Annotated in this window: 21 protein-coding genes and 1 pseudogene; 9 read left to right on the top strand and 13 right to left on the bottom strand. The window is 69.5% G+C overall.

All coding sequences use genetic code 11. The features are described 5' to 3' along the window. Positions 1 to 494 precede the first annotated feature (494 nt). The 5 genes and pseudogenes from JTJ31_RS16570 to JTJ31_RS16550 form a co-directional block, all read right to left on the bottom strand. Positions 495 to 812 (bottom strand): DUF2312 domain-containing protein, encoded by a 318-nt coding sequence (locus JTJ31_RS16570; RefSeq protein WP_236020331.1) that lies wholly within the window; start codon positions 810 to 812, stop codon positions 495 to 497. 143 nt (positions 813 to 955) lie between these two features. Continuing rightward, a pseudogene (locus tag JTJ31_RS16565) lies at positions 956 to 1,108 on the bottom strand (GapR family DNA-binding domain-containing protein); the annotation flags it as partial. A gap of 86 nt (positions 1,109 to 1,194) precedes the next feature. Next, positions 1,195 to 1,545: a DUF1244 domain-containing protein gene (locus JTJ31_RS16560; RefSeq protein WP_236020329.1), complete on the bottom strand. Its 351-nt coding sequence runs from the start codon at positions 1,543 to 1,545 to the stop codon at positions 1,195 to 1,197. 70 nt (positions 1,546 to 1,615) lie between these two features. Next, a complete protein-coding gene (locus tag JTJ31_RS16555; protein ID WP_207539831.1) occupies positions 1,616 to 2,596 on the bottom strand; it encodes a tripartite tricarboxylate transporter substrate-binding protein in 981 nt (326 codons plus the stop codon). A 31-nt stretch (positions 2,597 to 2,627) separates the two neighbouring features. Then, complete coding sequence (locus JTJ31_RS16550) at positions 2,628 to 3,701, bottom strand: tartrate dehydrogenase (RefSeq protein WP_207539830.1); 1,074 nt, start codon at positions 3,699 to 3,701, stop codon at positions 2,628 to 2,630. A gap of 44 nt (positions 3,702 to 3,745) precedes the next feature. Between JTJ31_RS16550 and JTJ31_RS16545 the strand changes: the two genes are divergently transcribed. The 7 genes from JTJ31_RS16545 to JTJ31_RS16515 all read left to right on the top strand — a co-directional run bounded on the left by JTJ31_RS16545 (position 3,746) and on the right by JTJ31_RS16515 (position 10,684). Next, complete coding sequence (locus JTJ31_RS16545) at positions 3,746 to 4,414, top strand: GntR family transcriptional regulator (protein WP_207539829.1); 669 nt, start codon at positions 3,746 to 3,748, stop codon at positions 4,412 to 4,414. 93 nt (positions 4,415 to 4,507) lie between these two features. Beyond that, positions 4,508 to 5,773 carry a glycerate kinase type-2 family protein gene (locus tag JTJ31_RS16540; protein ID WP_207539828.1) on the top strand — a complete coding sequence of 422 codons (1,266 nt, stop codon included), beginning with the start codon at positions 4,508 to 4,510 and terminating at the stop codon, positions 5,771 to 5,773. A 6-nt stretch (positions 5,774 to 5,779) separates the two neighbouring features. Next, positions 5,780 to 7,210, top strand: a complete 1,431-nt coding sequence (gene pyk / locus JTJ31_RS16535) for a pyruvate kinase (RefSeq protein ID WP_207539827.1) — start codon at positions 5,780 to 5,782, stop codon at positions 7,208 to 7,210. A gap of 7 nt (positions 7,211 to 7,217) precedes the next feature. Further along, a complete protein-coding gene (locus tag JTJ31_RS16530; RefSeq protein WP_207539826.1) occupies positions 7,218 to 7,571 on the top strand; it encodes a hypothetical protein in 354 nt (117 codons plus the stop codon). A gap of 127 nt (positions 7,572 to 7,698) precedes the next feature. Further along, positions 7,699 to 8,973 carry an O-acetylhomoserine aminocarboxypropyltransferase/cysteine synthase family protein gene (locus JTJ31_RS16525; protein WP_207539825.1) on the top strand — a complete coding sequence of 425 codons (1,275 nt, stop codon included), beginning with the start codon at positions 7,699 to 7,701 and terminating at the stop codon, positions 8,971 to 8,973. A gap of 116 nt (positions 8,974 to 9,089) precedes the next feature. After that, positions 9,090 to 10,100: a porphobilinogen synthase gene (hemB, locus tag JTJ31_RS16520; protein ID WP_207539824.1), complete on the top strand. Its 1,011-nt coding sequence runs from the start codon at positions 9,090 to 9,092 to the stop codon at positions 10,098 to 10,100. A gap of 2 nt (positions 10,101 to 10,102) precedes the next feature. Beyond that, the gene (locus JTJ31_RS16515; RefSeq protein WP_236020327.1) at positions 10,103 to 10,684 is read left to right on the top strand and encodes a peroxidase-related enzyme; all 582 of its coding nucleotides are present in this window, start codon (positions 10,103 to 10,105) and stop codon (positions 10,682 to 10,684) included. Positions 10,685 to 10,691: 7 nt separating this feature from the next. Here JTJ31_RS16515 and JTJ31_RS16510 read toward each other — a convergent pair whose 3' ends face one another. The 3 genes from JTJ31_RS16510 to JTJ31_RS16500 all read right to left on the bottom strand — a co-directional run bounded on the left by JTJ31_RS16510 (position 10,692) and on the right by JTJ31_RS16500 (position 13,325). Next, entirely contained in the window at positions 10,692 to 11,531 is an 840-nt protein-coding gene (locus tag JTJ31_RS16510) for an alpha/beta fold hydrolase (RefSeq protein ID WP_328805760.1), read from the bottom strand. After that, complete coding sequence (locus JTJ31_RS16505; protein ID WP_207539822.1) at positions 11,528 to 12,733, bottom strand: CaiB/BaiF CoA transferase family protein; 1,206 nt, start codon at positions 12,731 to 12,733, stop codon at positions 11,528 to 11,530. The genes JTJ31_RS16510 and JTJ31_RS16505 overlap by 4 nt, the downstream gene beginning before the upstream one ends. Before the next feature lie 94 nt (positions 12,734 to 12,827). After that, a complete protein-coding gene (locus tag JTJ31_RS16500; RefSeq protein WP_207539821.1) occupies positions 12,828 to 13,325 on the bottom strand; it encodes a pyridoxamine 5'-phosphate oxidase family protein in 498 nt (165 codons plus the stop codon). Positions 13,326 to 13,460: 135 nt separating this feature from the next. Between JTJ31_RS16500 and JTJ31_RS16495 the strand changes: the two genes are divergently transcribed. Beyond that, positions 13,461 to 14,972 carry an aldehyde dehydrogenase family protein gene (locus JTJ31_RS16495; protein WP_207539820.1) on the top strand — a complete coding sequence of 504 codons (1,512 nt, stop codon included), beginning with the start codon at positions 13,461 to 13,463 and terminating at the stop codon, positions 14,970 to 14,972. A 12-nt stretch (positions 14,973 to 14,984) separates the two neighbouring features. On the opposite strand, the gene JTJ31_RS16490 is transcribed toward JTJ31_RS16495, so the two are convergent. Next, a complete protein-coding gene (locus tag JTJ31_RS16490; RefSeq protein WP_236020325.1) occupies positions 14,985 to 15,818 on the bottom strand; it encodes a GNAT family N-acetyltransferase in 834 nt (277 codons plus the stop codon). A 75-nt stretch (positions 15,819 to 15,893) separates the two neighbouring features. On the opposite strand from JTJ31_RS16490, the gene JTJ31_RS16485 reads away from it, so the two are divergent. Continuing rightward, positions 15,894 to 16,313, top strand: coding sequence for a PaaI family thioesterase (locus JTJ31_RS16485; protein ID WP_236020323.1), 420 nt, complete (start codon positions 15,894 to 15,896; stop codon positions 16,311 to 16,313). Here JTJ31_RS16485 and JTJ31_RS16480 read toward each other — a convergent pair. The 4 genes from JTJ31_RS16480 to JTJ31_RS16465 all read right to left on the bottom strand — a co-directional run bounded on the left by JTJ31_RS16480 (position 16,294) and on the right by JTJ31_RS16465 (position 19,509). After that, complete coding sequence (locus tag JTJ31_RS16480) at positions 16,294 to 17,199, bottom strand: DMT family transporter (RefSeq protein ID WP_207539818.1); 906 nt, start codon at positions 17,197 to 17,199, stop codon at positions 16,294 to 16,296. The genes JTJ31_RS16485 and JTJ31_RS16480 overlap by 20 nt on opposite strands. Before the next feature lie 42 nt (positions 17,200 to 17,241). Beyond that, the gene (locus tag JTJ31_RS16475; protein WP_207539817.1) at positions 17,242 to 17,748 is read right to left on the bottom strand and encodes a cysteine dioxygenase family protein; all 507 of its coding nucleotides are present in this window, start codon (positions 17,746 to 17,748) and stop codon (positions 17,242 to 17,244) included. Beyond that, positions 17,745 to 18,428 carry a GntR family transcriptional regulator gene (locus JTJ31_RS16470; protein WP_207539816.1) on the bottom strand — a complete coding sequence of 228 codons (684 nt, stop codon included), beginning with the start codon at positions 18,426 to 18,428 and terminating at the stop codon, positions 17,745 to 17,747. Before JTJ31_RS16470 ends, JTJ31_RS16475 begins: the two co-directional genes overlap by 4 nt. An 85-nt stretch (positions 18,429 to 18,513) precedes the next feature. Beyond that, complete coding sequence (locus JTJ31_RS16465) at positions 18,514 to 19,509, bottom strand: Bug family tripartite tricarboxylate transporter substrate binding protein (protein WP_236020321.1); 996 nt, start codon at positions 19,507 to 19,509, stop codon at positions 18,514 to 18,516. Positions 19,510 to 19,729 lie beyond the last annotated feature (220 nt).

Here is a 19,729-nt window from a genome sequence, read left to right as displayed (position 1 = left end):
CGATCCGTCCACTGCGGGGAATGTAGCGGCTCCCCCACGGCTCTTGCAAAGAGAGCAGCGCCTGATGATGCGCGGATGATGCCGCAAACACGACACTCCCGGCGGCAGCGGCGGTGGTCGTATCCCTTGTCGGCGTGGAGCTCGCCCGGACGACGGCGCGGGCGGCCCCGTCTTCTTGCGATGGGCCGCACCGCGTCGAAGGTCGGTGCCAGCACCCGGCTGTCGTGCCGGTTGGCCCCGCTGAGGGGCGGGCAGAGCCGGGTGGAGTTGGATAGATATCCTCGAAAGCCAAGCGCGGAAGTCTTGCGCAACGACTTTGGCAAGCTTCTCTCACGAGGCTGTGGCGCATCCCCTAAGGAGAGTGCGCCACAATTTCCGTTTCTTTTGATTGAGCCGCCGGAATTTACTTCAAGCGAGCAAATTCGTTGCATGAGCAGCTCAAACTCAGCCCCCCTCAGTGCAGGGTTATGCTGGTCCTGACAAAGAAGCTCCTGCTACATCCCCAAGGCGCGGCGGTAGAGATCCAGCAGCGTCTCCTGCTCCTCCACCTCGGCGGGTTCCTGCTTGCGGAGGCGGATGATCTGCCGCACCACCTTCACGTCGAACCCGGCCGACTTTGCCTCGGCGAAAATATCCTTGATATCGTCAGCAAGTGCTTTGCGCTCTTCCTCGAGACGCTCTACGCGCTCGATGATGGAGCGCAGCCGGTCAGCGGCAATACCACCGACATCAGATTCTGGGTCAGCCGCCTGCCGCGCGCGGCTCTCAGCGGCAGCGGCCTTGTCTGAGGTGTCAAAAGGTGCGTCAGACATCTACGCCTCAATGGTTAAATGGGTGGCAATCAGGGGGGCGTGAGCACAGGTGTAATCTCACGGGCGGCTCGCGCCTAGGGATACAGCGAAATCCGTTAACCCACCGGACCTACGTACACACTACAGTTCGACAGGGGCATCTAGAACCCGGCCGACTTCGCCTCGGCGAAGACGTGCTTGGAGTCGTCGGCGAGGGCCTGCCGCCCCTCTTCCAGGCGCTCCACACGCCCGATGATGGAACGCAGGCGGTTGGTGGTAATGTCACCGACCTCGGTGCCTTCTTTGGTCCCTGACATGGGGCTGTTTATAGAACATTTCCGGGCCAGGCGGTATCGCCCGGCGCCGGGGAAAACACATGGCGGGCCGGCGTGGCCCGGACGCATCAGCCGTGCTTGGCCACGGCCTCGGTGAAGGCGGTCTTCTGCTCGGCGCTGGCCTCCTTCTGGTGAGCCGCCTGCCAGGACTTGTAGTCCATGCCGTAGACGATCTCCCGTGCCGCCGGCGTGTCCAGTGTCGTGCCGGCGTCAGCGGCGGCCTCCTGGTACCAGCGCGACAGGCAGTTCCGGCAGAACCCCGCGAGGTTCATCATGTCGATGTTCTGCACATCCGTCCGGTCGCGCAGATGAGCGACCAGCTTGCGGAAGGCCGTGGCCTCGATGCGCTGGCGCGTCGCCTCGTCCATCGCGGCGGCGGCGCCGAGGGCGAGATCGGCTTCGGGCTGTGGGGTGGGCATCGGATCGGCTCCTCCGGTTCGGGGGCAGAGATGCCCCCGCCCGGCCAGGGCTTCAATCCTCCCCTCCGCCTCAGTCGGCGAACTGGCCCGCGGCCAGGATCAGCGGGCGCAGCCGCTCGATCTCCGAGTTGAGGAAGCGCGTGTGGTAGGCGGGGTCCGCCTCCTCCTCCCGCGCCACTGTGGTCAGCGTCTCGGCGTAGCGGGTCCGCAGCCTTTCCTCACGCAGCGCCACGCGAATGGCCTGCGACAGCCGCGCCACCACCTCCGGCGGCGTGCCAGCCGGGGCATAAAGCCCGTGCCAAGCGGACATGATGAGGTCGATCCCGGCCTCCCGGCTGGTCGGCACGTCCAGCCCGGGGACGCGCTCCGGCAGGGTGACGGCATAGCCCTTGATGCGGCCGTCGCGGATGAAGGGGGCTGCGACCGTCGCCTGCTCGCAGGAGATGTCGAGGCGGCCCGCCATCATCTCCGTCATGGCGGGGGCGCTGCCGCGGAAGACGATCTGCGTCGCCGCCCGCCCCGCCGCGTGCTGCACCAGCATCCCGCAAAGCTGGTTGGAGCCCCCCAGGCCGGAATGGCCGAGGTTCAGCTTCTCCCCTTCGTCGCGGATCGCGGCCAGGTAGGCGCGGGCATCGGCCGCCGGAAAATCCGGCCGTGCCACAAGCACCATCCCCGTGTGCGACACGACGCCGAGCGGCTGCAGCCCGCGCTGGATGTCGAAGGGTAGGCGCCGATAGAGCGTGGCGGCGCTGGCCAGCCCGATATGGTGGATCAGCAGCGTGTGCCCGTCGGGCCGCGCCTGCGCGACGCGCGCCGCGGCGATGGTGCCGCCCGCGCCCGTCACGTTCTCCGCCGCCACGGGCTGACCGAGATCCTTGGACATCCCCTCGGCGAGGAGGCGGGCGATCATGTCGGTCGGCCCGCCCGCCGCGAAGGGAATGAGCAGCGAAAGGGCGCGGTTCGGGAAGCCCTGTTGCGCCACCGCCGGCGCGGCGAGAGGAAGCAGGGGCAGCGCCAGCGCGCCGCGGCGGGTCAGCCGGTTCCGGGTCATGGGACGTTTCCTCTCGTTGTGCGTCGTTGCGCTACTGATTATCGCCACGGATAGCGGCGATGACCGCCTCCGTCACGTCCTTCGTGTTGGCTGTGCCGCCCAGATCGGGCGTCAGCACGCCCTTGGCGGTCGCCGCCTCGATGCCGCGCATCAGCCGAGCGCTCGCCGCTGCCTCGCCCAGGTGGTCCAGCATCATGCAAGCGGTCCAGAAGGTGGCGATGGGGTTCGCCACGCCCTTGCCGGTGATGTCGAAGGCCGAGCCGTGGATGGGCTCGAACATCGAGGGGAAGCGCCGCTCCGGATCCAGGTTCGCTGTCGGCGCGACGCCGAGCGAGCCGGTGAGTGCGCCCGCGAGGTCGCTCAGGATGTCGGCATGGAGGTTGGTGGCGACCACCGTATCGATGCTGCCCGGCTTGCGGACGAAGCGGGCGGCCATGGCGTCCACCAACTCCTTCTCCATCCGCACCTCCGGGAAGTCCTTCGCCACCTGCGCGGCGATCTCGTCCCAGAACACCATGCCGTGGCGTTGCGCGTTGCTCTTGGTGACGACGGTCAGCAGCTTGCGCGGGCGGGAGGCGGCGATGCGGAAGGCCGTGCGCATGATCCGCTCGACGCCGACGCGGGTGAAGATGCTGGTCTCTGTCGCGACCTCGATCTCCTGGCCGCGATGCGCGCGCCCGCCATGGCCGGCATACTCGCCCTCCGAGTTCTCGCGCACGATGACCCAGTCGATGTCGCCGGGCTTCACCTCGCGCAGCGGCGACTGGAGGCCGGGCAGGACGCGCGTCGGGCGGATATTCGCGTATTGGTCGAAGTTCTGGCAGATGTTGAGACGCAGCCCCCACAGCGTCAGGTCGTCCGGCAGGTGCGGGTCGCCCACAGCGCCGAAATAGATGGCGTCGAAGCGCTTCAGCGTCTCCAGCCCGTCCTCCGGCATCATGCGCCCGGTCTCACGGTAGAAGTCGCTGCCCCAGGGGAACTCCTCCACCTCCAGCGCGAAGTCGCCGCAGCGCTCCGCCAGAGCCCGCAGCACGGCGAGGCCGGCCGGGATGACTTCCTGTCCGATTCCGTCCCCGCCGATGGCGGCGATGCGATGTTGACGCATGGGGGTTTCTCCTTCCGAGAGGCTTGCGCCTATGCTGGCGCACGATGAATCCGAATGGGAGCAGCCGGGCCGAGGCCGTACACCGCGCGCTGCGCGGGCAGATCCTCGGCGCGGCGCTGCTGCCCGGGGCGATGGTGACCGAGCAGGAGCTGGCAGATCGGCTCGGCGTGTCCCGCACGCCGGTGCGCGAGGCGCTGCAGCGCCTGCGCGACGAGGGCTGGGTGGAGATCCGGGCGCGGCGCGGCATCCGCATCCGGCCCGTATCGCCGGACGACATGCGCGACCTCTATGCCGCGCTGATGGCGCTGGAAGGCGCGGCGGCGGCGGCCGTAGCACGCCATCCCTCCCGCGCCGAATGGGCCGAGCGCATGGAGGCCGAGACCGAGGCCATGCGAACCGCCCTGGCCCAGGATGACCTGTCCGGCTGGGCGGCGGCCGATGCGCGCTTCCATGACGCGCTGCTGGCCGCGGCCGGCAACTCCCATATCGCGCGCCTCGCCGCTGGCTTGGCCGACCATGCGCATCGTGCCCGGGTGCTGACCGTGAAGCTGCGTCCGCGCCCGACGGCGAGCCTCGCGGAGCACGACGCCGTCACCCAGGCCCTGCGCGCCGGGGATGCCGAGGGCGCGCGCGCGGCGCTGACCCGCCACCGCGAGCGCGCGGCCAGCGAGATCCTGGACGCGCTGCGGCACCTGCCCCTGCCTGACCGGTGAGCCTTGCATGCGCCGCGTTCTTGCATACCATCTTGCATACAAGCAAGAGGAGTTTCGGTTGACGCACCCCCGTCCCTGGCCTTGTGTGGCGCCGTGATCCCCGCGCCCGACCTCCTGCAGTCCCTGTTCCGCGCCGCGGTGCGTGCCGCCGACCCGCGCGCCGTGCTCGCCGCGCACCTGCCCGAGAAACCGCGCAGCGGCCGCGTCGTGGTGGTGGGCGTGGGCAAGGCCGCGGCGCCCATGGCCGCCGCGGTGGAAGAAGCTTGGCCCGACGTGGAGCTCTCCGGCCTCGTCATCGCGCCGCACGGCGCGGGGCTGAAGCTAGAGCGCATCGGGCTGCGCTTCGGCGCGCATCCGGTGCCCGATGCCTCGGGCGCCGAAGCGGCGGCGGAGATGCTGCGGCTCTGCGAGGGGCTGACGGAGAATGACCTCGTCCTGGCGCTGATCTCAGGGGGCGGCTCTTCCCTCGCCACCCTGCCGGCGCCGGGGCTCTCGCTGGACGATCTTGTCGCCACCAACCGCGCCCTGCTCGCGAGCGGCGCGAACATCCATGCCATGAACTGCGTCCGCAAGCACCTCTCCGCCTTCTCGGGCGGCCGGCTCGCGGCGGCGGCGCATCCGGCGCGTGTTGTCACCCTCGCCATCTCCGACGTGCCGGGTGACGACCCGGAGGTGATCGCGAGCGGCCCGACTGTCGCCGACCCCACCACCTTCGCCGAGGCGCGGTCTCTCGCCGCGCGCTTCACCCTCGCCCTGCCCGATGCGGTGACCCGCCACCTGGAATTGGGGGCTGAGGAAAGCCCCAAGCCCGGCGACCCACGCCTGGCACGCGCGGAGTTCCGCCTGATCGCGACGCCGATGATGGCGCTGGAGGCCATGGCGGCGGAGGCGCGGCGGCACGGGCTGGAGCCGCTGATCCTGGGCGACGCGATCGAGGGCGAGGCGCGCCATGTCGGCACCGCCCTGGCCGGCATCGCCCGCTCCGCCGCCCTGCATGGCCACCCGCTGCGCACCCCCTGCGTGCTGCTCTCCGGCGGAGAAACCACGGTCACCCTGCCCGCCGGGGCGCAAGGGCGCGGCGGGCGCAACACCGAATGCCTCCTTGCCATGGCGCTGGCGCTGGAAGGCGTTCCCGGCGCCTGGGCCCTCTGCGCCGACACGGACGGCATCGACGGCAAATCCGACGCCGCCGGGGCGTGGTGGGGGCCGGGCGTGCTCCCGCGGGGCAGCGACCCGGCCGGGGCGCTTTCCGCCCATTCCAGCTATGACGTGTTCGAAGCGGCCGGGACGCTGATTCGCACCGGTCCGACCCTCACCAACGTGAACGACATGCGCGCCATCCTGCTGGCCGGAGGCTGACCCACGATGCGTATTCCGCTGCGGCGCCACCGCCGCACCAAGATCATCGCCACGCTCGGCCCGGCCAGCAGCACAGTCGAAGTGATCGAGAAGCTGTTCCGCGCCGGAGCGGACGTATTCCGCCTCAACTTCTCGCACGGCTCGCACGAGGACCATGCGGCGCGCATCCAGATGATCCGCGAGGTGGAGAAGCGCACCGGGCGGCCCGTCGGCATCCTGGCCGACGTGCAGGGGCCGAAGCTGCGCGTGGGCAAGTTCGCCGCCGGGCGCGTCCAGCTCACCCAGGGCCAGCGCCTCCGCCTCGACCTCAACCCGACGCCGGGCACCGTTCAGCGCGTCCAGCTTCCGCACCCCGAGATCATCAACGCCGCGCGCATCGGCACCACGCTGCTGCTGGATGACGGCAAGCTGCGGCTGCGCGTGGTGCGCGCCGTCGCCGATGACCACCTGGAGACGGAGGTGCTGGTCGGCGGCCCGCTCTCCGACCGCAAGGGCGTGAACGTGCCCGACGTCGCCCTGCCCATCCCCGCCCTGACGAAGAAGGACCGCGAGGACCTCGACTTCGTGCTGCCGCTGGGCATCGAGTATGTCGGCCTGTCCTTTGTGCAGCGCCCAGAGGACGTGGCGGAGGCCAAGGCCATCGCCGATGGCCGCGCCTGGGTCATGGTGAAGATGGAGAAGCCCCAGGCGGTCGAGAACCTGGACGGCATCCTGGCGCTGACGGATTGCGTCATGGTGGCGCGCGGCGACCTGGGCGTGGAGTTGCCGCCGGAGGAGGTGCCGCTGGTGCAGAAGCGCATCGTCCGCTCCGCGAAGCAGCTGGGCAAGCCGGTGGTGGTGGCGACGCAGATGCTGGAAAGCATGATCACCGCCCCCTCCCCGACCCGCGCCGAGGCGAGCGACGTGGCGACGGCCGTGTTCGACGGCGCCGACGCGGTCATGCTCTCGGCGGAGACGGCGGCGGGGCAGTACCCGTTCGAAGCGGTGAACATCATGGATCGCATCGTGGCGCGGGTGGAGCAGGATGAGGGCTGGCGGCAGCTGACCGACGCCAACCGCCCCGCGCCCGAGCGGTCCAGCGCGGGCGCCATCGCCGCCGCCGCCCGGCAGGTGGCGCACACCATCGGCGCCGAGGTCATCGCCACCTTCACCACCACCGGCTCCACCACGCTGCGCGTGGCGCGGGAACGGCCGGTCTGTCCCATTCTGGGACTGACGCCGCAGGTCGAAAGCGCCCGGCGCCTTGCCGTGGCGTGGGGGGTGCATCCGGTCGTGGTCCCGGATATCCACTCCATGACCGAGATGGTGGGCCGCGCCACCCGGGCCGCGCAGCAGGAAGGCTTCGCCGGGCCAGGGGAGGAGGTGGTGGTCACCGCCGGCGTGCCCTTCGGCACCCCGGGCGCCACCAACGCGCTGCGGGTGGCGAGCGTGAAATGAGGATGCGATGAGACGAGTTTTCCTGGCTGCGCTGCTGGCCCTTTCCCTGGCCCTGCCGACCGCCGCGCAGCGCAGCGGCACCTACGATGTCACGGGCCGCAACCCGGATGGCACCGACTACACCGGCACGCTGATCCTCACGCAGATCGGCCTGTCCTCCTTCCGCGTGCAGTGGGTGATCGGCCAGGACGAGATCGAGGGCGTCGCGATGGTCAGCGGCCTCACTCTCGCCACCGCCTTTGCCCTGGGTGAGCAGACAGGGATGGGCATCTACCAGCTCCAGCCCGATGGCTCGCTGGTCGGCGTCTGGACCACGGCAGGCGCCTTTGCCCAGGGCGAGGAAACGGCGCGGCCGCGTTGATCCTTGGTCTGCGCAGGCGAAGCGCCGAAGCGGTGGAGCAGCTTCACGGAAGCGGCGCGCCGGCGCCCAGGCTATCGCGCGCGTAAGCCCAGTGGCATCCTCCCGGCCCGCGCACCGGGAGAAACCCATGAAGCCCGAAACCATCGCCCTGCATGGCGGCAGCCATCGCGCCGATCCCTCCACCGGTTCGGTCGCGGTGCCCATCCACCAGACGACCTCCTTCCAGTTTCAGGATACGGGCCACGCCGCCCGTCTCTTCGCCCTGCAGGAGCTGGGCAACATCTACAGCCGCATCATGAACCCCACCTGCGATGCGCTGGAAACGCGGCTTGCGGCGCTGGAGGGGGGCGTGGCGGCGCTCGCGGTCGGATCGGGCCAGGCGGCGACGACCTTCAGCGTGCTGAACCTGTGCGAGGCGGGGGACAACATCGTCTCCTCCACCGACCTGTATGGCGGCACCTGGAACCTCTTCGCCAACACGCTGAAGCAGTTCGGCGTCGAGGTGCGCTTCGTGGACCCGGCGGATCCGGAGAACTTCGCCAAGGCGTCGGATGACCGCACCCGCTGCTGGTATGCCGAGACCCTGCCCAATCCCAAGCTCCAGGTCTTCCCGATCGCGGAGGTGGCGACGCTGGGCCGCAACCTCGGCATTCCGCTGATCATGGACAACACGGCGGCGCCGATCATCTGCAAGCCCTTCCAGCATGGCGCGGCGGTGGTGATGCACTCCACCACCAAGTGGATCGGCGGCCACGGCACCTCCATCGGCGGCATGGTGATCGATGGCGGCAATTTCGACTGGGCGCGGCATGGCGACCGCTTCCCGACACTGAACCGCCCCGACCCCTCCTATCACGGCGCGGTCTGGACGGAGGCGGCGAAGCCGCTCGGCCCCGTCGCCTATATCCTGCGGATGCGCACCTGCCTCCTGCGCGACATCGGCGCGCCGATGAGCCCCTTCAACGCCTTCATGTTCCTCCAGGGGCTGGAGACGCTGCCGCTGCGCATGGAGCGCCATTGCAGCAACGCACTGCGGGTCGCCGCCTTCCTCAGCGGACATGACCAGGTGACGAGCGTCATCCACCCCTCCGTCGCCGAAGGCGAGGCGAAGCGCCGGGCCGATGAGCACCTCGCGGGCGGCTACGGCTCGCTGATCGGGTTCGAATTGAAGGGCGGCAAGGAAGCGGGGCAGCGCTTCATCGAGAAGCTAAAGCTCTTCTACCACGTCGCCAATATCGGCGATGCGCGCTCGCTGGCCATCCACCCGGCCACCACCACCCATTCCCAACTGAATGAGGAGGAGCAGGCGGCGAGCGGCGTCACGCCCGGCTATGTGCGGCTATCCATCGGCATCGAGCATATCGACGACATCCTGGCCGATCTGGAACAGGCGTTGGGATGATCCGCGCCACCGATTCAGCTCTCCGCGCCCTGCGGGCGCTTCGACCATCGGAGGCCTAGTTTGCGCCGCCGATTCAGCTCTCCGCGCCTGTCGGCGCTCCGACCATCGGAGGCGTGATGCACTTCGCCGGTTCCTTCCCCACCACGCGCATGCGCCGCAACCGGCGCGATGCGTGGAGCCGCACCTTGGCCGCCGAAAGCCGACTGACTCCGCAGGATTTCATCTGGCCAATCTTCCTCACCTCCGGCACCGGGCAGCGCGTGCCGGTCTCCTCCATGCCCGGTGTGTTCCGCGTCTCGGTGGACATGGTGGCGGAGCATGTGGCGGAGGCAGTGAGCCTCGGCATCCCGGCCGTGGCGCTGTTCCCCTACACGCCGATGGAGGAGCGCGACGAGGACGGCACCGGCGCGCTCGACCCGGAGAATCTGATGTGCCGCGCCGCGCGGGCGCTGAAGAAGGCGCATCCGGAACTCGGCCTGATCGGCGACGTGGCGCTCGACACCCACACCTCGCACGGCCATGACGGGGTGGTGCGCGACGGGCACGTCCACAACGAGGAATCGGTCGAGATCCTGTCGCGCATGGCCGTGCTCCAGGCCGAGGCGGGGATGGATTGCGTCGCCCCCTCCGACATGATGGACGGGCGCATCGGCGCGATCCGCGCTGCGCTGGATGCGCGCGGCCTGACACACACGCGCATCATGTCCTACGCGGCCAAGTATGCCTCGGGCTTCTTTGCGCCGTTCCGCGACGCGGTGGGCTCGCTGGTCGGCCCCGACCGCGCCGGGCCTTCGGACAAGAAGACCTACCAGATGGACCCGGCCAACAGCGACGAGGCGCTGCGCGAGGTCGCGCTCGACGTGGCCGAGGGCGCGGACATGGTGATGGTGAAGCCCGGCCTGCCCTATCTGGACGTGCTGTACCGCGTACGGAAGGAGTTCGGCCTGCCCACCTTCGTGTACCAGGTGAGCGGCGAGTATTCGATGCTCATGGCGGCGGTGGAGCGCGGCTGGCTCGACCATGACCGCGCGATGATGGAGGGGCTGATGGCCTTCAAGCGTGCCGGTGCGAACGGCATCCTCACCTATTTCGCGGTCTCCGCCGCGCGCCTGCTGAAGGGGGGATGAGCATGGAACGACCGATCAGCCGCTATCCCATCCCGGAAGTCGCCACGCTGCCCGAGGATTTGCGCCTGCGCATCGAGGCGGTGCAGGAGAAGGCGGGCTTCGTGCCCAATGTCTTCCTGACGCTGGCGCATCGCCCGGACGAGCTGCGCGCCTTCATGGACTATCACGACGCGCTGATCCTCCGCCCTTCCGGCATCACCAAGGGCGAGAAGGAGATGATCATCGTTGCCACCAGCGCGGCCAATCAGTGCCTCTATTGCGTGGTGGCGCATGGCGCGATCCTGCGCATCTACGAGAAGGCGCCGCAACTGGCTGACCAGTTGGCGGCGAACTGGCGCAAGGCCGACATCACGCCCCGCCAGCGCGCCATGCTCGCCTTCGCCATGAAGGTCTCGCGCGAGGCGGAGCGGGTGGAGGAGGAGGATTTTGCCGCGCTGGAGGAGCACGGCTTCACGCGCGAGGATGCCTGGGACATCGGCGCCATCTCCGCCTTCTTCGGCATGTCCAACCGATTGGCGAACATGACCTCCATGCGGCCCAATGACGAATTCTACCTGATGGGGCGCATCCCGCGCACCAAGTAGGCGCGGCTCAGGACAGGAAGTCCGCAACCAGCGCCACCTGCGACGCCTCCATCAGCGCGGGGGCGTGGCCGCAGCCGGGAATGGTCTCGACCCGGACGCGCGCGGCCATGCGCGCGGCGGTCTCGGGCAGCAGCAGATCGCTTGCCTCGCCGCGCAGCACCAGGGTGGGGCGTGCGGAGGCGGCCTCCCAGAGCGGCCAGATCTCGATATCTGCCGGAGCGCCCGCCATCATCGGCCCGCCAATCGCCGGGTCGTAATGCAGCACGGTCCGGCCTTCCGGCGTGATCCGCGCCGAACGTTGCGCCAGATGTGCCCATTCCGCGTCCGAGAGCGCGCCGAAGGGCGCATGGACACGGCGCAGATATGCCTCCAGCGCCGCGAGATCGGCGAACTCGGTCGGCGCGCCGGCCATGTAGGTCTGGATGCGGGCGATCGCCGCTGCCGGCACGAAGGGGCCGATATCGTTGACGACGAAGCGCCGCATCGTCGCGCCCGGCATCGCCGCCATTGCCATGCCGATCAGCCCGCCCATGGAGGTGCCGACCCAGTCATGTGGCCCCAGCGCCGCCATCAGCGGGGCGAGGCACTGGGCATAGACCGGCACGGCGTAAAGCTCGCGGCGTGGCAGCCAACCCGACACGCCGCGCCCCGGCACGTCCACGCACAGCACGCGCCGGCCCCGGGCGGCCAGTTCCCGCGCAAGCACGTCGAAGTCGCGCCCGTTGCGGGTCAGCCCATGGACGCAGACCACCGGGAGCCCGCTCGTCGGACCCCATTCCCACCAGCGCAGGATGACGTCGCCCTCGCCGGTGGGTGCCGCCATCTGGCCGAGGCGGGGCTCCGTCACACCACGCCCTTTTCGCGCAGCGCCGCCACTTCTTCCGCCCCCATGCCGAGCAGGCCCGAGAGCACCGCCTCGTTGTGCTCGCCCAGCACGGGCGGGGCGGAGCGCAGCGTGGGCGGGGTGGCGGAAAGCTTCACCGGGTTGGCGATCACCGTCACCTCGGCCCCGCTGCCGTGCCGCATGGTGGCGACCATCTCGCGCGCCTGCACGTGCGGATCGGCGAAGACATCCTTCAGCGTGTTGATCGGGCCGCAGCCGATCTTCTCCGCCTCCAGCGCCTCCACCCACTCCGCCGTGGTCTTGGTCTTCATCACCGGCGTCAGCGTCTCGGTGACGAGGTCGCGGTTGGCGACGCGCTTCGGGTTGGTGCTGAAGCGCTCGTCCTGCAGCAGGTGCTCCTGGCCGAAGGCTTTGCAGAAGCGCTCGAAGGTCGGGTCATTGCCCACGGCCAGGATGATGTAGCCATCCTTGGTCGGGAATTCCTGGTAGGGCGAGATATTGGGGTGCTGGTTGCCCAGGCGCGTCGGGTTCTCGCCGGTGGCCAGGAAGTTCATGCCCTGGTTCGCCAGCCACGCCACATGCGTGTCCAGCATCCCGATATCCACCTGCTGCCCCTCGCCAGTGCTGTTGCGATGATTCACCGCTGCCAGGATGCCGATGCAGCCATAGAGCCCGGCGAAGAGATCCGCCACGGGAACGCCGACCTTCTGCGGCGATCCGTTGGGCTCGCCGGTGAGGGACATGACGCCGCCCATGGCCTGGATCAGCGCGTCATAGCCGGGGCGCGGCGCATAGGGGCCGGTCTGCCCGAAGCCGGTGATGGAGCAGTAGATCAGCCGCGGGTGCTTCGCCTTCAGCTGCTCCCAGCCCAACCCGTACTTTGCCAGGGCGCCGACCTTGAAGTTCTCCACCAGGATGTCGCAATGCTCCAGCAGGCGGTGGATCACCGCCTGACCCTCGGGCTTCGCGATATCGAGCGTGACGCTTCGCTTGTTGCGGTTCACGCCAAGGAAGTAGGCGCTCTCCTCCGTGCCGGGCCAGAAGGGCGGCGCGAAGCCGCGCGTGTCGTCGCCGGCGCCGGGGCGCTCGATCTTGATGACGTCGGCGCCCATGTCGCCCAGCATCTGGGTGCAGGTCGGCCCCGCCAGCACGCGGGTCAGGTCGAGCACACGGAGGCCGGTCAGCGGGCCGGGGCGGTCGGTCATCGGTCTTGCATCCCTTGGGCGTCTTCCGCTCAGGGATTACAAGCCCGAGGAAGCCCCGGCAACCGGCCGGGGCCCCGCACGCATCACGGGCGCGTCAGAAGGAAACCTTCTTGTTCTCGCCGCCCGCCGGGCGCTCGCCCGTCGCCAGCGCCTTCACGTAGCCATAGGCGTGCAGCGCCGTGGAGGAAGGACTGTCCCAGTATTCCGCACCGGTGATGGAGACGGAGATCAGCTCCAGTTCCGGATCCTCGGCGCCCTTGGGGAACCAGACGCGGGCCCCCTCGCTCCAGATGGCCTTGGCCTTGGCGGGGTCCTTCAGCGTACGCGCCGTGCCCTTGGCCGAGACATAGTTCTGGGACGAAGGGTCGGAGGCGGCGAGCAGTACGTCGCTGTCCTGCGCGATCTCCTGCGCCTTCGGCGTGCCGGCGACGTGGTAGAACCAGACCGTGTCGCCCTCGATCTTCTGGATCGCCATGGGCCGGGCATGGTGCGAGCCGTCGGACCGCATGGTGACGAACATCACCACGCCCACCTTCTCCAGCATCTCACGCACCTTGGTGCGGGCTTCGTCGTCGTTCGTGGCGGTGGCCATGCTTCCGTCTCCTGAAACTGTCCGGGTCGGGAACGGCGGGAGGCTTGCGGGGTTGCGGGCATCCGGCGCATGGTCCGGCGACCCAGGCGGGGGCCCAGGCTTCCCGCGCCCGGAACCGAACAGGGAAATGCCCGGATGCTCGACACGCCGCACCCCACGCCCGCCGCCCCGTGCCTCGACCAGCAGAAGCTGGCCACCGCCCTCTCGGGGCTGCATTTCATTGGCGGCCGCTACGTTCCGGCCCGCTCGGGCAAGAGCTTCGCCGTGGTGAACCCTGCGACGGGCCAGGAAGTTGCCCGCGCCGCCGAGGGCGACGCGCAGGACGTGGACGCGGCGGTGCAGGACGCCGCCCGCGCCCAGAAGGAATGGGCCAAGGTGCCGGCGCGCAAGCGCGGCGCGCTGGTGCATCAATGCGCCGCCCTGCTGAAGGAGCACGCGGAAGAGCTGGCGCGGCTGATCGCCCTGGAGACGGGCAAGGCGCTCCGGACCGAAAGCCGCGTCGAGGCCAATGTGGTCGCCGACGTGTTCGAGTTCTTCGGCGGGCTGGGCGGCGAGCTGAAGGGCGAGAGCGTGCCCTTCGCGCCCAACGTGCTCTCCGTGACGGTGCGCGAGCCGCTGGGCGTGGTGGGCGCCATCATCCCCTGGAACGTGCCCATGCTGCTGATGGCGCTGAAGGTCGCGCCGGCGCTGGTGGCGGGCAACACGGTGGTGGTGAAGAGCGCGGAGGAAGCGCCCCTCGCCGTCCTGCGCATCTGCGAGCTGATGAACCGCGTCCTGCCGCCGGGCTGCTTCAACATGCTCTCCGGCATGGGGCCGGAATGCGGCGCACCGCTGGTCGAGCACAAGCTGGTGAAGAAGGTGACCTTCACCGGCTCGGTCGATACGGGCAAGATCGTGGCCAAGGCCGCGGCCGAGAAGATCGTCCCGGTGACGCTGGAACTGGGCGGCAAGTCGCCCATGATCGTCTTCGCCGATTGCGACTTCGCGAAGACCGTGCAGGGCGCGCTCACCTCCATGCGCTTCACCCGCCAGGGGCAGAGCTGCACCGCCGCCAGCCGCATCTACGTGGAGCGTCCGGTCTTCGACCGCTTCGTGGAGGAGATGCGCAAGGCCGTGGACGCCATGGTGATGGGCGACCCGCTGGACGAGAAGACCGATATCGGCACCATCATCTCGCCGGGCCAGTTCGAGAAGGTCCAGGGCTTCATCGAGGAAGGCAAGAAGACGAAGGGCGCGGTGGCGCTCGAGTGCTCCGCCCTGCCCAAGGATCCTGCTCTGAAGAAGGGGCTGTTCCTGCGTCCGGTGATCTTCACCGGGCTGACGCGCGACAGCCGCCTGGTTCAGGAAGAGATCTTCGGCCCGGTCACCGTCATCCAGCCCTTCGACGATGCCGAGGCGGTGCTGCAGGAGGCGAATGACAGCGAGTACGGCCTCGCCGCCTCGCTCTGGACCAACAATCTGAAGGTCGGGCTGGACCTCGCGCACCGGCTGGAGGCGGGGCTGGTGCAGATCAACCAGAACCTCGTGGTGCAGGCCAATCTGAGCTACGGCGGCGTGAAGTCCTCCGGACTTGGCAAGGAAGCCTCGCTGGAGGCGATGCTGGAGCACTTCACCCACAAGAAGACCATCATGGTGAACATGGGCTGAGGGGCCTCCCTCTCACCCCAGTTCGAAGCTGGTGATGCCGAACACGCCTTCCCGCCGCATCGGCGGGGGCGTGTCGGTGTACATGCGGGCCGTTTCGAACACCTTCTCCATCCCCGCCTCGCGGGCCAGCCTCACCGCCGCTTCGTGATCCTCCGCCACGTCCAGCACCAGCTTCCCCTCCGGACGCTCCGCCGCCAGGGCGGTGAGGAGGGAGCGGGCGTGGCTGGCATCCTCGGCGAAGAGGGGACCGATCTTCGACCCCTCGCGGCACGGGCGCAGCACGCCGAAGCCGCACAGCGTGCCGTCCCGGCCGCGGATCACCCGCGCCACGTGGCTTGGCGCCTCGACCCAGGCGCGCAGGAATTCCGGCCGCGCCACACCGGTATGCAGCGCGTCATAGGCCAGCAACTCGTCGCCGAATTCCGCGAGGCTCACACGGTGCTGCGCCGCTTCCAGCATCGGGCGCGCCGCCTCGTAGCGCGCATTGTTCCAGGCGAAGACGAAGCCGGACTTCCGATAATTCGCCTGCTGCGCCACCACCCCATCCAGGCCGATGCAGCGGCCGCGCAGATGCTCCATTCCCGCGCGCCACAGCGCCATGCCATGCCCCTGCCCGCGCGCTTCAGGAATGGCGATGTAGAGTCCGATGAAGCCGAATCCCTCGCCCATCCGCACTGCCGAGATGGAAGCCACGGGCTGGCCCTCTGCCTCAGCGAGGAGGAAGCCCTCGGGGTCGGCAGCGAAGAAGCACGTCGCATCCTCCTGCCCCGGATTCCACCCCTCTGCCGCCGCCCAGTCGAGGGCGCGTTCGAGGTCACGTCGCGTCATGCGGCGAATGGTGGTCAAGCGCGGTGTCTCCCTCTCGGCCGGCGGTCTTCCGCCCGGCCGGGCGGCCGCTAGCATCGCGGCGAAATGCGAGACATGTCCAGAATGACCCCCGGTCAATACGAGGCCATCATCCATCGCGGCGTGCCGCTCGCGGGCGAATGGGGCATCCGCGTCCTTTCCGCCGAAGCCGGCATCGCTCGGCTGGAATTGCCGCACGACCCGCGCCTCCTGCGGCCGGGCGACACCGTCTCCGGCCCGGCCATCATGGGCTTCGCGGACGTGGCGATGTGGGCGGCGCTGCTTTCCGTGAGCGAGGGGCGGGACGAGAGCCTCACCGCGACCATGAACATCGCCTTCCTGCGCCCCTGCGGCCCCGGCCCCCTGCAGGCCGAGGCGCGCCTCATCAAGGGCAGCGGCCGTTCGCTCTTCGGCGAGGTGGTGATCACCCGCGTGGATGACCCGCGCCCCTGCGTCCACGTCACGACCGGTTGGGTCAAGCCCTCCGCCCGGTGAACAGCACCGCCACCAGCATCGCCCCCACCGCCAGCGCTGCGCCCCCTGCCTTCACCCAGCCGATCGGCTCCCCCAGCACGAGGTAGCTGGTGGTCAGCCCGGTCGCGGGAACGAGGACGGAGAGCGTGGCCGCACGGGTGGCGCCCAGCATCTCGACGCTGCGGGCGAAGAGCAGCATGGAGACGGCGCCGAGCGCGACGCCCTGCGCCAGCAGCATCCAGCCCCAAAGGCGCCAGTCCAGGCTGAAGAAGGGCTCCGCGCGGAACAGCAGGAAGGGCGGCAGCACGAAGGGCAAGGAGGTCAGCGTCACCGCAGCGCTGGCCGGGATGGCAGCAACGCGCCAGCGACGCAGCAGCACCGTGAACACGCCCCAGGTTCCCCCGGCGCCCACAAGCAGCAGGTCGCCGCGCCAGGCGCCCGGATGCCCGCCCAGCCCGTCCCAGCCAATCAGCAGCACCCCGGTCACCATGGCAGCCAGCGCTGCCAGGCGCCCCGCCGTTGGACGCTCGTTCAGCAGCCACCACGCGGCCAGCGCACCCACCACCGGTCCGGTCATGGGCGCGATGGTGCCGCCATGGCTCGACGGGGCGAAGCGCAGCGCCGACACGAAGAGCAGAAGGTTGAAGCATCCGCCGAACAGCGTCAGCAGCAGGAGGCGTCGCAGTCCGAGTTCCGCGAGCGCCCTGCGCTCCCGCCAAGCGAGCGGCGCGAGGATCAACGCCGCAGGCAAGTAGCGGCAGAACATCATGTCGAGCACGGTGATGCCCTGGCCGGTGAGCGCCAGTCGCGCGACGACAGCATGCCCACCCCAGATTACCGAGGCCGCCGCCCCGAGCAGCAGGCCGAGCAGCAGCTTCGGGGCAAGGACCATGCCAGACACTGGCATGTTGCCTGCCGCCTGCCTATGCGCGCCGGCGCATGGGAGGGGTCAGGCCAGGATGTGGTTCAGCCCTTCCGCGAAGCGTGCGAAGGGCAGGCCATAGGCATGGATGGAAACCGACACCTCCGCCGAGCAATTGGCGAGGCGGTGGATGAGACGCGGATCGGCGCCGCCATGCGAGGTATCGCCTTCCCGCCGCAGCACCGCGTCCACCGGGCGCGGAGGCACCGTGCCCAGCTCGAAGAAATGCTCGGTCAGGATGCCGCGATGCACCCCCAGCGCGCACCAAGCGCGGTGGGCATGGACAGGCGACATCTGCATGGGCCGCCACACCAGCGCAACCACCGCGTAGCCATCGCCTTCGTCCAGCAGGTGCCGCGTGTAACGCTCGGGGCAGGAAGGGCAGTCGCGCCCCTCCAGCAAAGTCGGGTCGCGCAGGAAGGGCACCATGGCGTCGGCCACCGCCCCCGGGCGTTCGTCTTCCGGGGTGCGGGCAGCGCAACGAATGGCACCGAGCATCGCCTCGAGCGCGAGGCCAGGACGAAGGACGTTCATATCGCGATCCCCGCATCGGGCGCGGTGAGCGCGTCCAGCACCATGCGGCGGCTTTCTGCCACCTGCCCATGCATGATGCGCGCCGCCTCCTCGCCCTGGCCCAGGGCCAGCGCCTCGACCAGGGCGTGGTGCTCATGCGCCATCTCGCCGGTGCGGTCGCGGCGGGACAGGCCCATGACCAGCATGCGCGTGCTTTCGTCCAGCAGGCGATCCACCTGACGCGCGAGGCGCGCATTGCCCGACAGCTCCGCCACCGCGACGTGGAAGGCTTTGTTGGCCTGGAGGAAGCCCATGCAGCTTTCCGGATCGCCGCATTCGTAGCCGGCGGCGCAGACCGCATCGAGGCGCGACAGCATCGCCGCATCCACCCGCCCGGCCGCGCGCCGCGCCGCCTCGGGCTCCAGCATCAAGCGGAGGTCGAAGACCTCGTGGATGTCGCGGATGGTGACCAGCGACACGACCCATCCGCGCCGCGGGACGGAGGAGACCAGCCCTTCCTCGGCCAAGCGTGCCAGGGCGGCGCGGATCGGTGCCTTGCCCAGTTCCAGCCGGTCCGCCGCCATGGCCTCGCTGATCACCTCGCCCGGGGCAAGGCGCGTGGCGAGGATGTCCGCGCGCAGGCCGGCGACGGCGCGTTCCGTGAGAGAGAGCGGAGCCTCGAAAGCGGCGACCAGAGACATGGGCCTGACCTTGTCTTGACATGTCAGACCTAGCGCAGCGAAGTCCCCGCCGCAAGAAGTTTGCGCGGCGGGGGTCTGAGTGCTCTCAGTCCACCGTGGCGCCCGAGCGGCGAACCACCTCCGCCCAGCGGGCGATGTCGCGGCGCTGGATCTCGGCGAATTCCTGCGGCGTCTTCACCGGCGGTAGGCTGATCCCCTGCTCCATCACCAGCCAGCGCTGGAAGGCCGGGTCGGCGAGGACCTTGTTCACCTCCTCCGACATGCGGTTCACGATGGCCGGCGGGAGGTTGGCCGGTCCGAACAGCCCGTACCAGGTGGTGCTGACGAAGCCCGGCAGGTTGCAGGCCTCCGCCACGGTGGGGATGTCGGGCAGGCTCGGCAGGCGCTCAGCGGTGGTGACGGCGAGGCCGCGTATCTGCCCCTGGCGGATCGCGCCTATGGCGGGGCCGGTCTGGTTGAAGAAGAAATCCACATCCCCTGCCAGCAGCGCGGTCTGCGCGCCGGGCTGGCCGCGATACGGAATATGGGTCACGTCCACGTTGGCCGTGGTCGCGAATTGCGCCCCGGCCAGGTGCGTCGAGGCGCCATTGCCGGTGGAAGCATAGTTCAGCTGGCCCGGATTGGCCCGCGCCGCCTGCAGCAGCGCCTGGCAATCCGTGTATTGCGGGCGCCGTTCCGGGTTGACAGTCAGGACGTTCGGCACGTCGCCGAGATGCGCGATGGGCGTGAAGTCCCTCACCACGTCGAAGGGCAAGGTGCGGTAGAGGCTGGCGTTGATGGCGTGGGTGCCGGCCGTGCCGAAATAGAAGGTGTAGCCATCGGGCCGCGCCTTGGCGACGAAGTCCGAACCGATATTGCCGCCCGCGCCGGTGCGATTGTCCACCACGATGGTCTGGCCCAGCGCCCGCGATAGCGGCTCGGCGAGGCGGCGCTGGTAGATGTCCACCCCGGACCCGTTCGGGAAACCGCCGATCAGCGTGATCGGCCGGTTGCTAGGCCAAGCGTCCTGCGCGGTGGCAAAGCGCGGGGCGAGGGCCGGCAGGGCGAGGGGCAAGGCAAGGAGGGCGCGGCGCTGCATCATGCCCAGTAGGATAAACTCCTAGCGGGGCGAAGGGAAACCGCGTGACGGCCCGTTCATGAAAACCTGCGGGGGCGGAATGTCAGGGGCCCAGGGCGATGGGGTTGCCGCCCGTTCCCGGCAATCAGGACGTAGCGGGCCGCAATCCCAGCGGAACCCTTCGGGGCGGCCGGAAAGTTGGCCGCCGCGCTCCTGCCGGCACAGGCACAGCCGCGTCTCGAAG

Origin of the sequence: Sabulicella rubraurantiaca (genome assembly GCF_017355885.1) — a bacterium.
Taxonomy (GTDB): domain Bacteria; phylum Pseudomonadota; class Alphaproteobacteria; order Acetobacterales; family Acetobacteraceae; genus Roseococcus; species Roseococcus rubraurantiacus.
This window is presented reverse-complemented; position numbering and strand designations above follow the sequence as displayed.

Bases quoted from the DNA above. Each gene is read 5' to 3' on its own strand.
- JTJ31_RS16570 (WP_236020331.1), bottom strand. From the start codon at position 812: ATGTCTGACGCACCTTTTGACACCTCAGACAAGGCCGCTGCCGCTGAG.
- JTJ31_RS16560 (WP_236020329.1), bottom strand. From the start codon at position 1,545: ATGCCCACCCCACAGCCCGAAGCCGATCTCGCCCTCGGCGCCGCCGCC.
- JTJ31_RS16555 (WP_207539831.1), bottom strand. From the start codon at position 2,596: ATGACCCGGAACCGGCTGACCCGCCGCGGCGCGCTGGCGCTGCCCCTG.
- JTJ31_RS16550 (WP_207539830.1), bottom strand. From the start codon at position 3,701: ATGCGTCAACATCGCATCGCCGCCATCGGCGGGGACGGAATCGGACAG.
- JTJ31_RS16545 (WP_207539829.1), top strand. From the start codon at position 3,746: ATGAATCCGAATGGGAGCAGCCGGGCCGAGGCCGTACACCGCGCGCTG.
- pyk (WP_207539827.1), top strand. From the start codon at position 5,780: ATGCGTATTCCGCTGCGGCGCCACCGCCGCACCAAGATCATCGCCACG.
- JTJ31_RS16530 (WP_207539826.1), top strand. From the start codon at position 7,218: ATGAGACGAGTTTTCCTGGCTGCGCTGCTGGCCCTTTCCCTGGCCCTG.
- JTJ31_RS16525 (WP_207539825.1), top strand. From the start codon at position 7,699: ATGAAGCCCGAAACCATCGCCCTGCATGGCGGCAGCCATCGCGCCGAT.
- hemB (WP_207539824.1), top strand. From the start codon at position 9,090: ATGCACTTCGCCGGTTCCTTCCCCACCACGCGCATGCGCCGCAACCGG.
- JTJ31_RS16515 (WP_236020327.1), top strand. From the start codon at position 10,103: ATGGAACGACCGATCAGCCGCTATCCCATCCCGGAAGTCGCCACGCTG.
- JTJ31_RS16505 (WP_207539822.1), bottom strand. From the start codon at position 12,733: ATGACCGACCGCCCCGGCCCGCTGACCGGCCTCCGTGTGCTCGACCTG.
- JTJ31_RS16500 (WP_207539821.1), bottom strand. From the start codon at position 13,325: ATGGCCACCGCCACGAACGACGACGAAGCCCGCACCAAGGTGCGTGAG.
- JTJ31_RS16495 (WP_207539820.1), top strand. From the start codon at position 13,461: ATGCTCGACACGCCGCACCCCACGCCCGCCGCCCCGTGCCTCGACCAG.
- JTJ31_RS16485 (WP_236020323.1), top strand. From the start codon at position 15,894: ATGTCCAGAATGACCCCCGGTCAATACGAGGCCATCATCCATCGCGGC.
- JTJ31_RS16480 (WP_207539818.1), bottom strand. From the start codon at position 17,199: ATGCCAGTGTCTGGCATGGTCCTTGCCCCGAAGCTGCTGCTCGGCCTG.
- JTJ31_RS16475 (WP_207539817.1), bottom strand. From the start codon at position 17,748: ATGAACGTCCTTCGTCCTGGCCTCGCGCTCGAGGCGATGCTCGGTGCC.
- JTJ31_RS16470 (WP_207539816.1), bottom strand. From the start codon at position 18,428: ATGTCTCTGGTCGCCGCTTTCGAGGCTCCGCTCTCTCTCACGGAACGC.
- JTJ31_RS16465 (WP_236020321.1), bottom strand. From the start codon at position 19,509: ATGATGCAGCGCCGCGCCCTCCTTGCCTTGCCCCTCGCCCTGCCGGCC.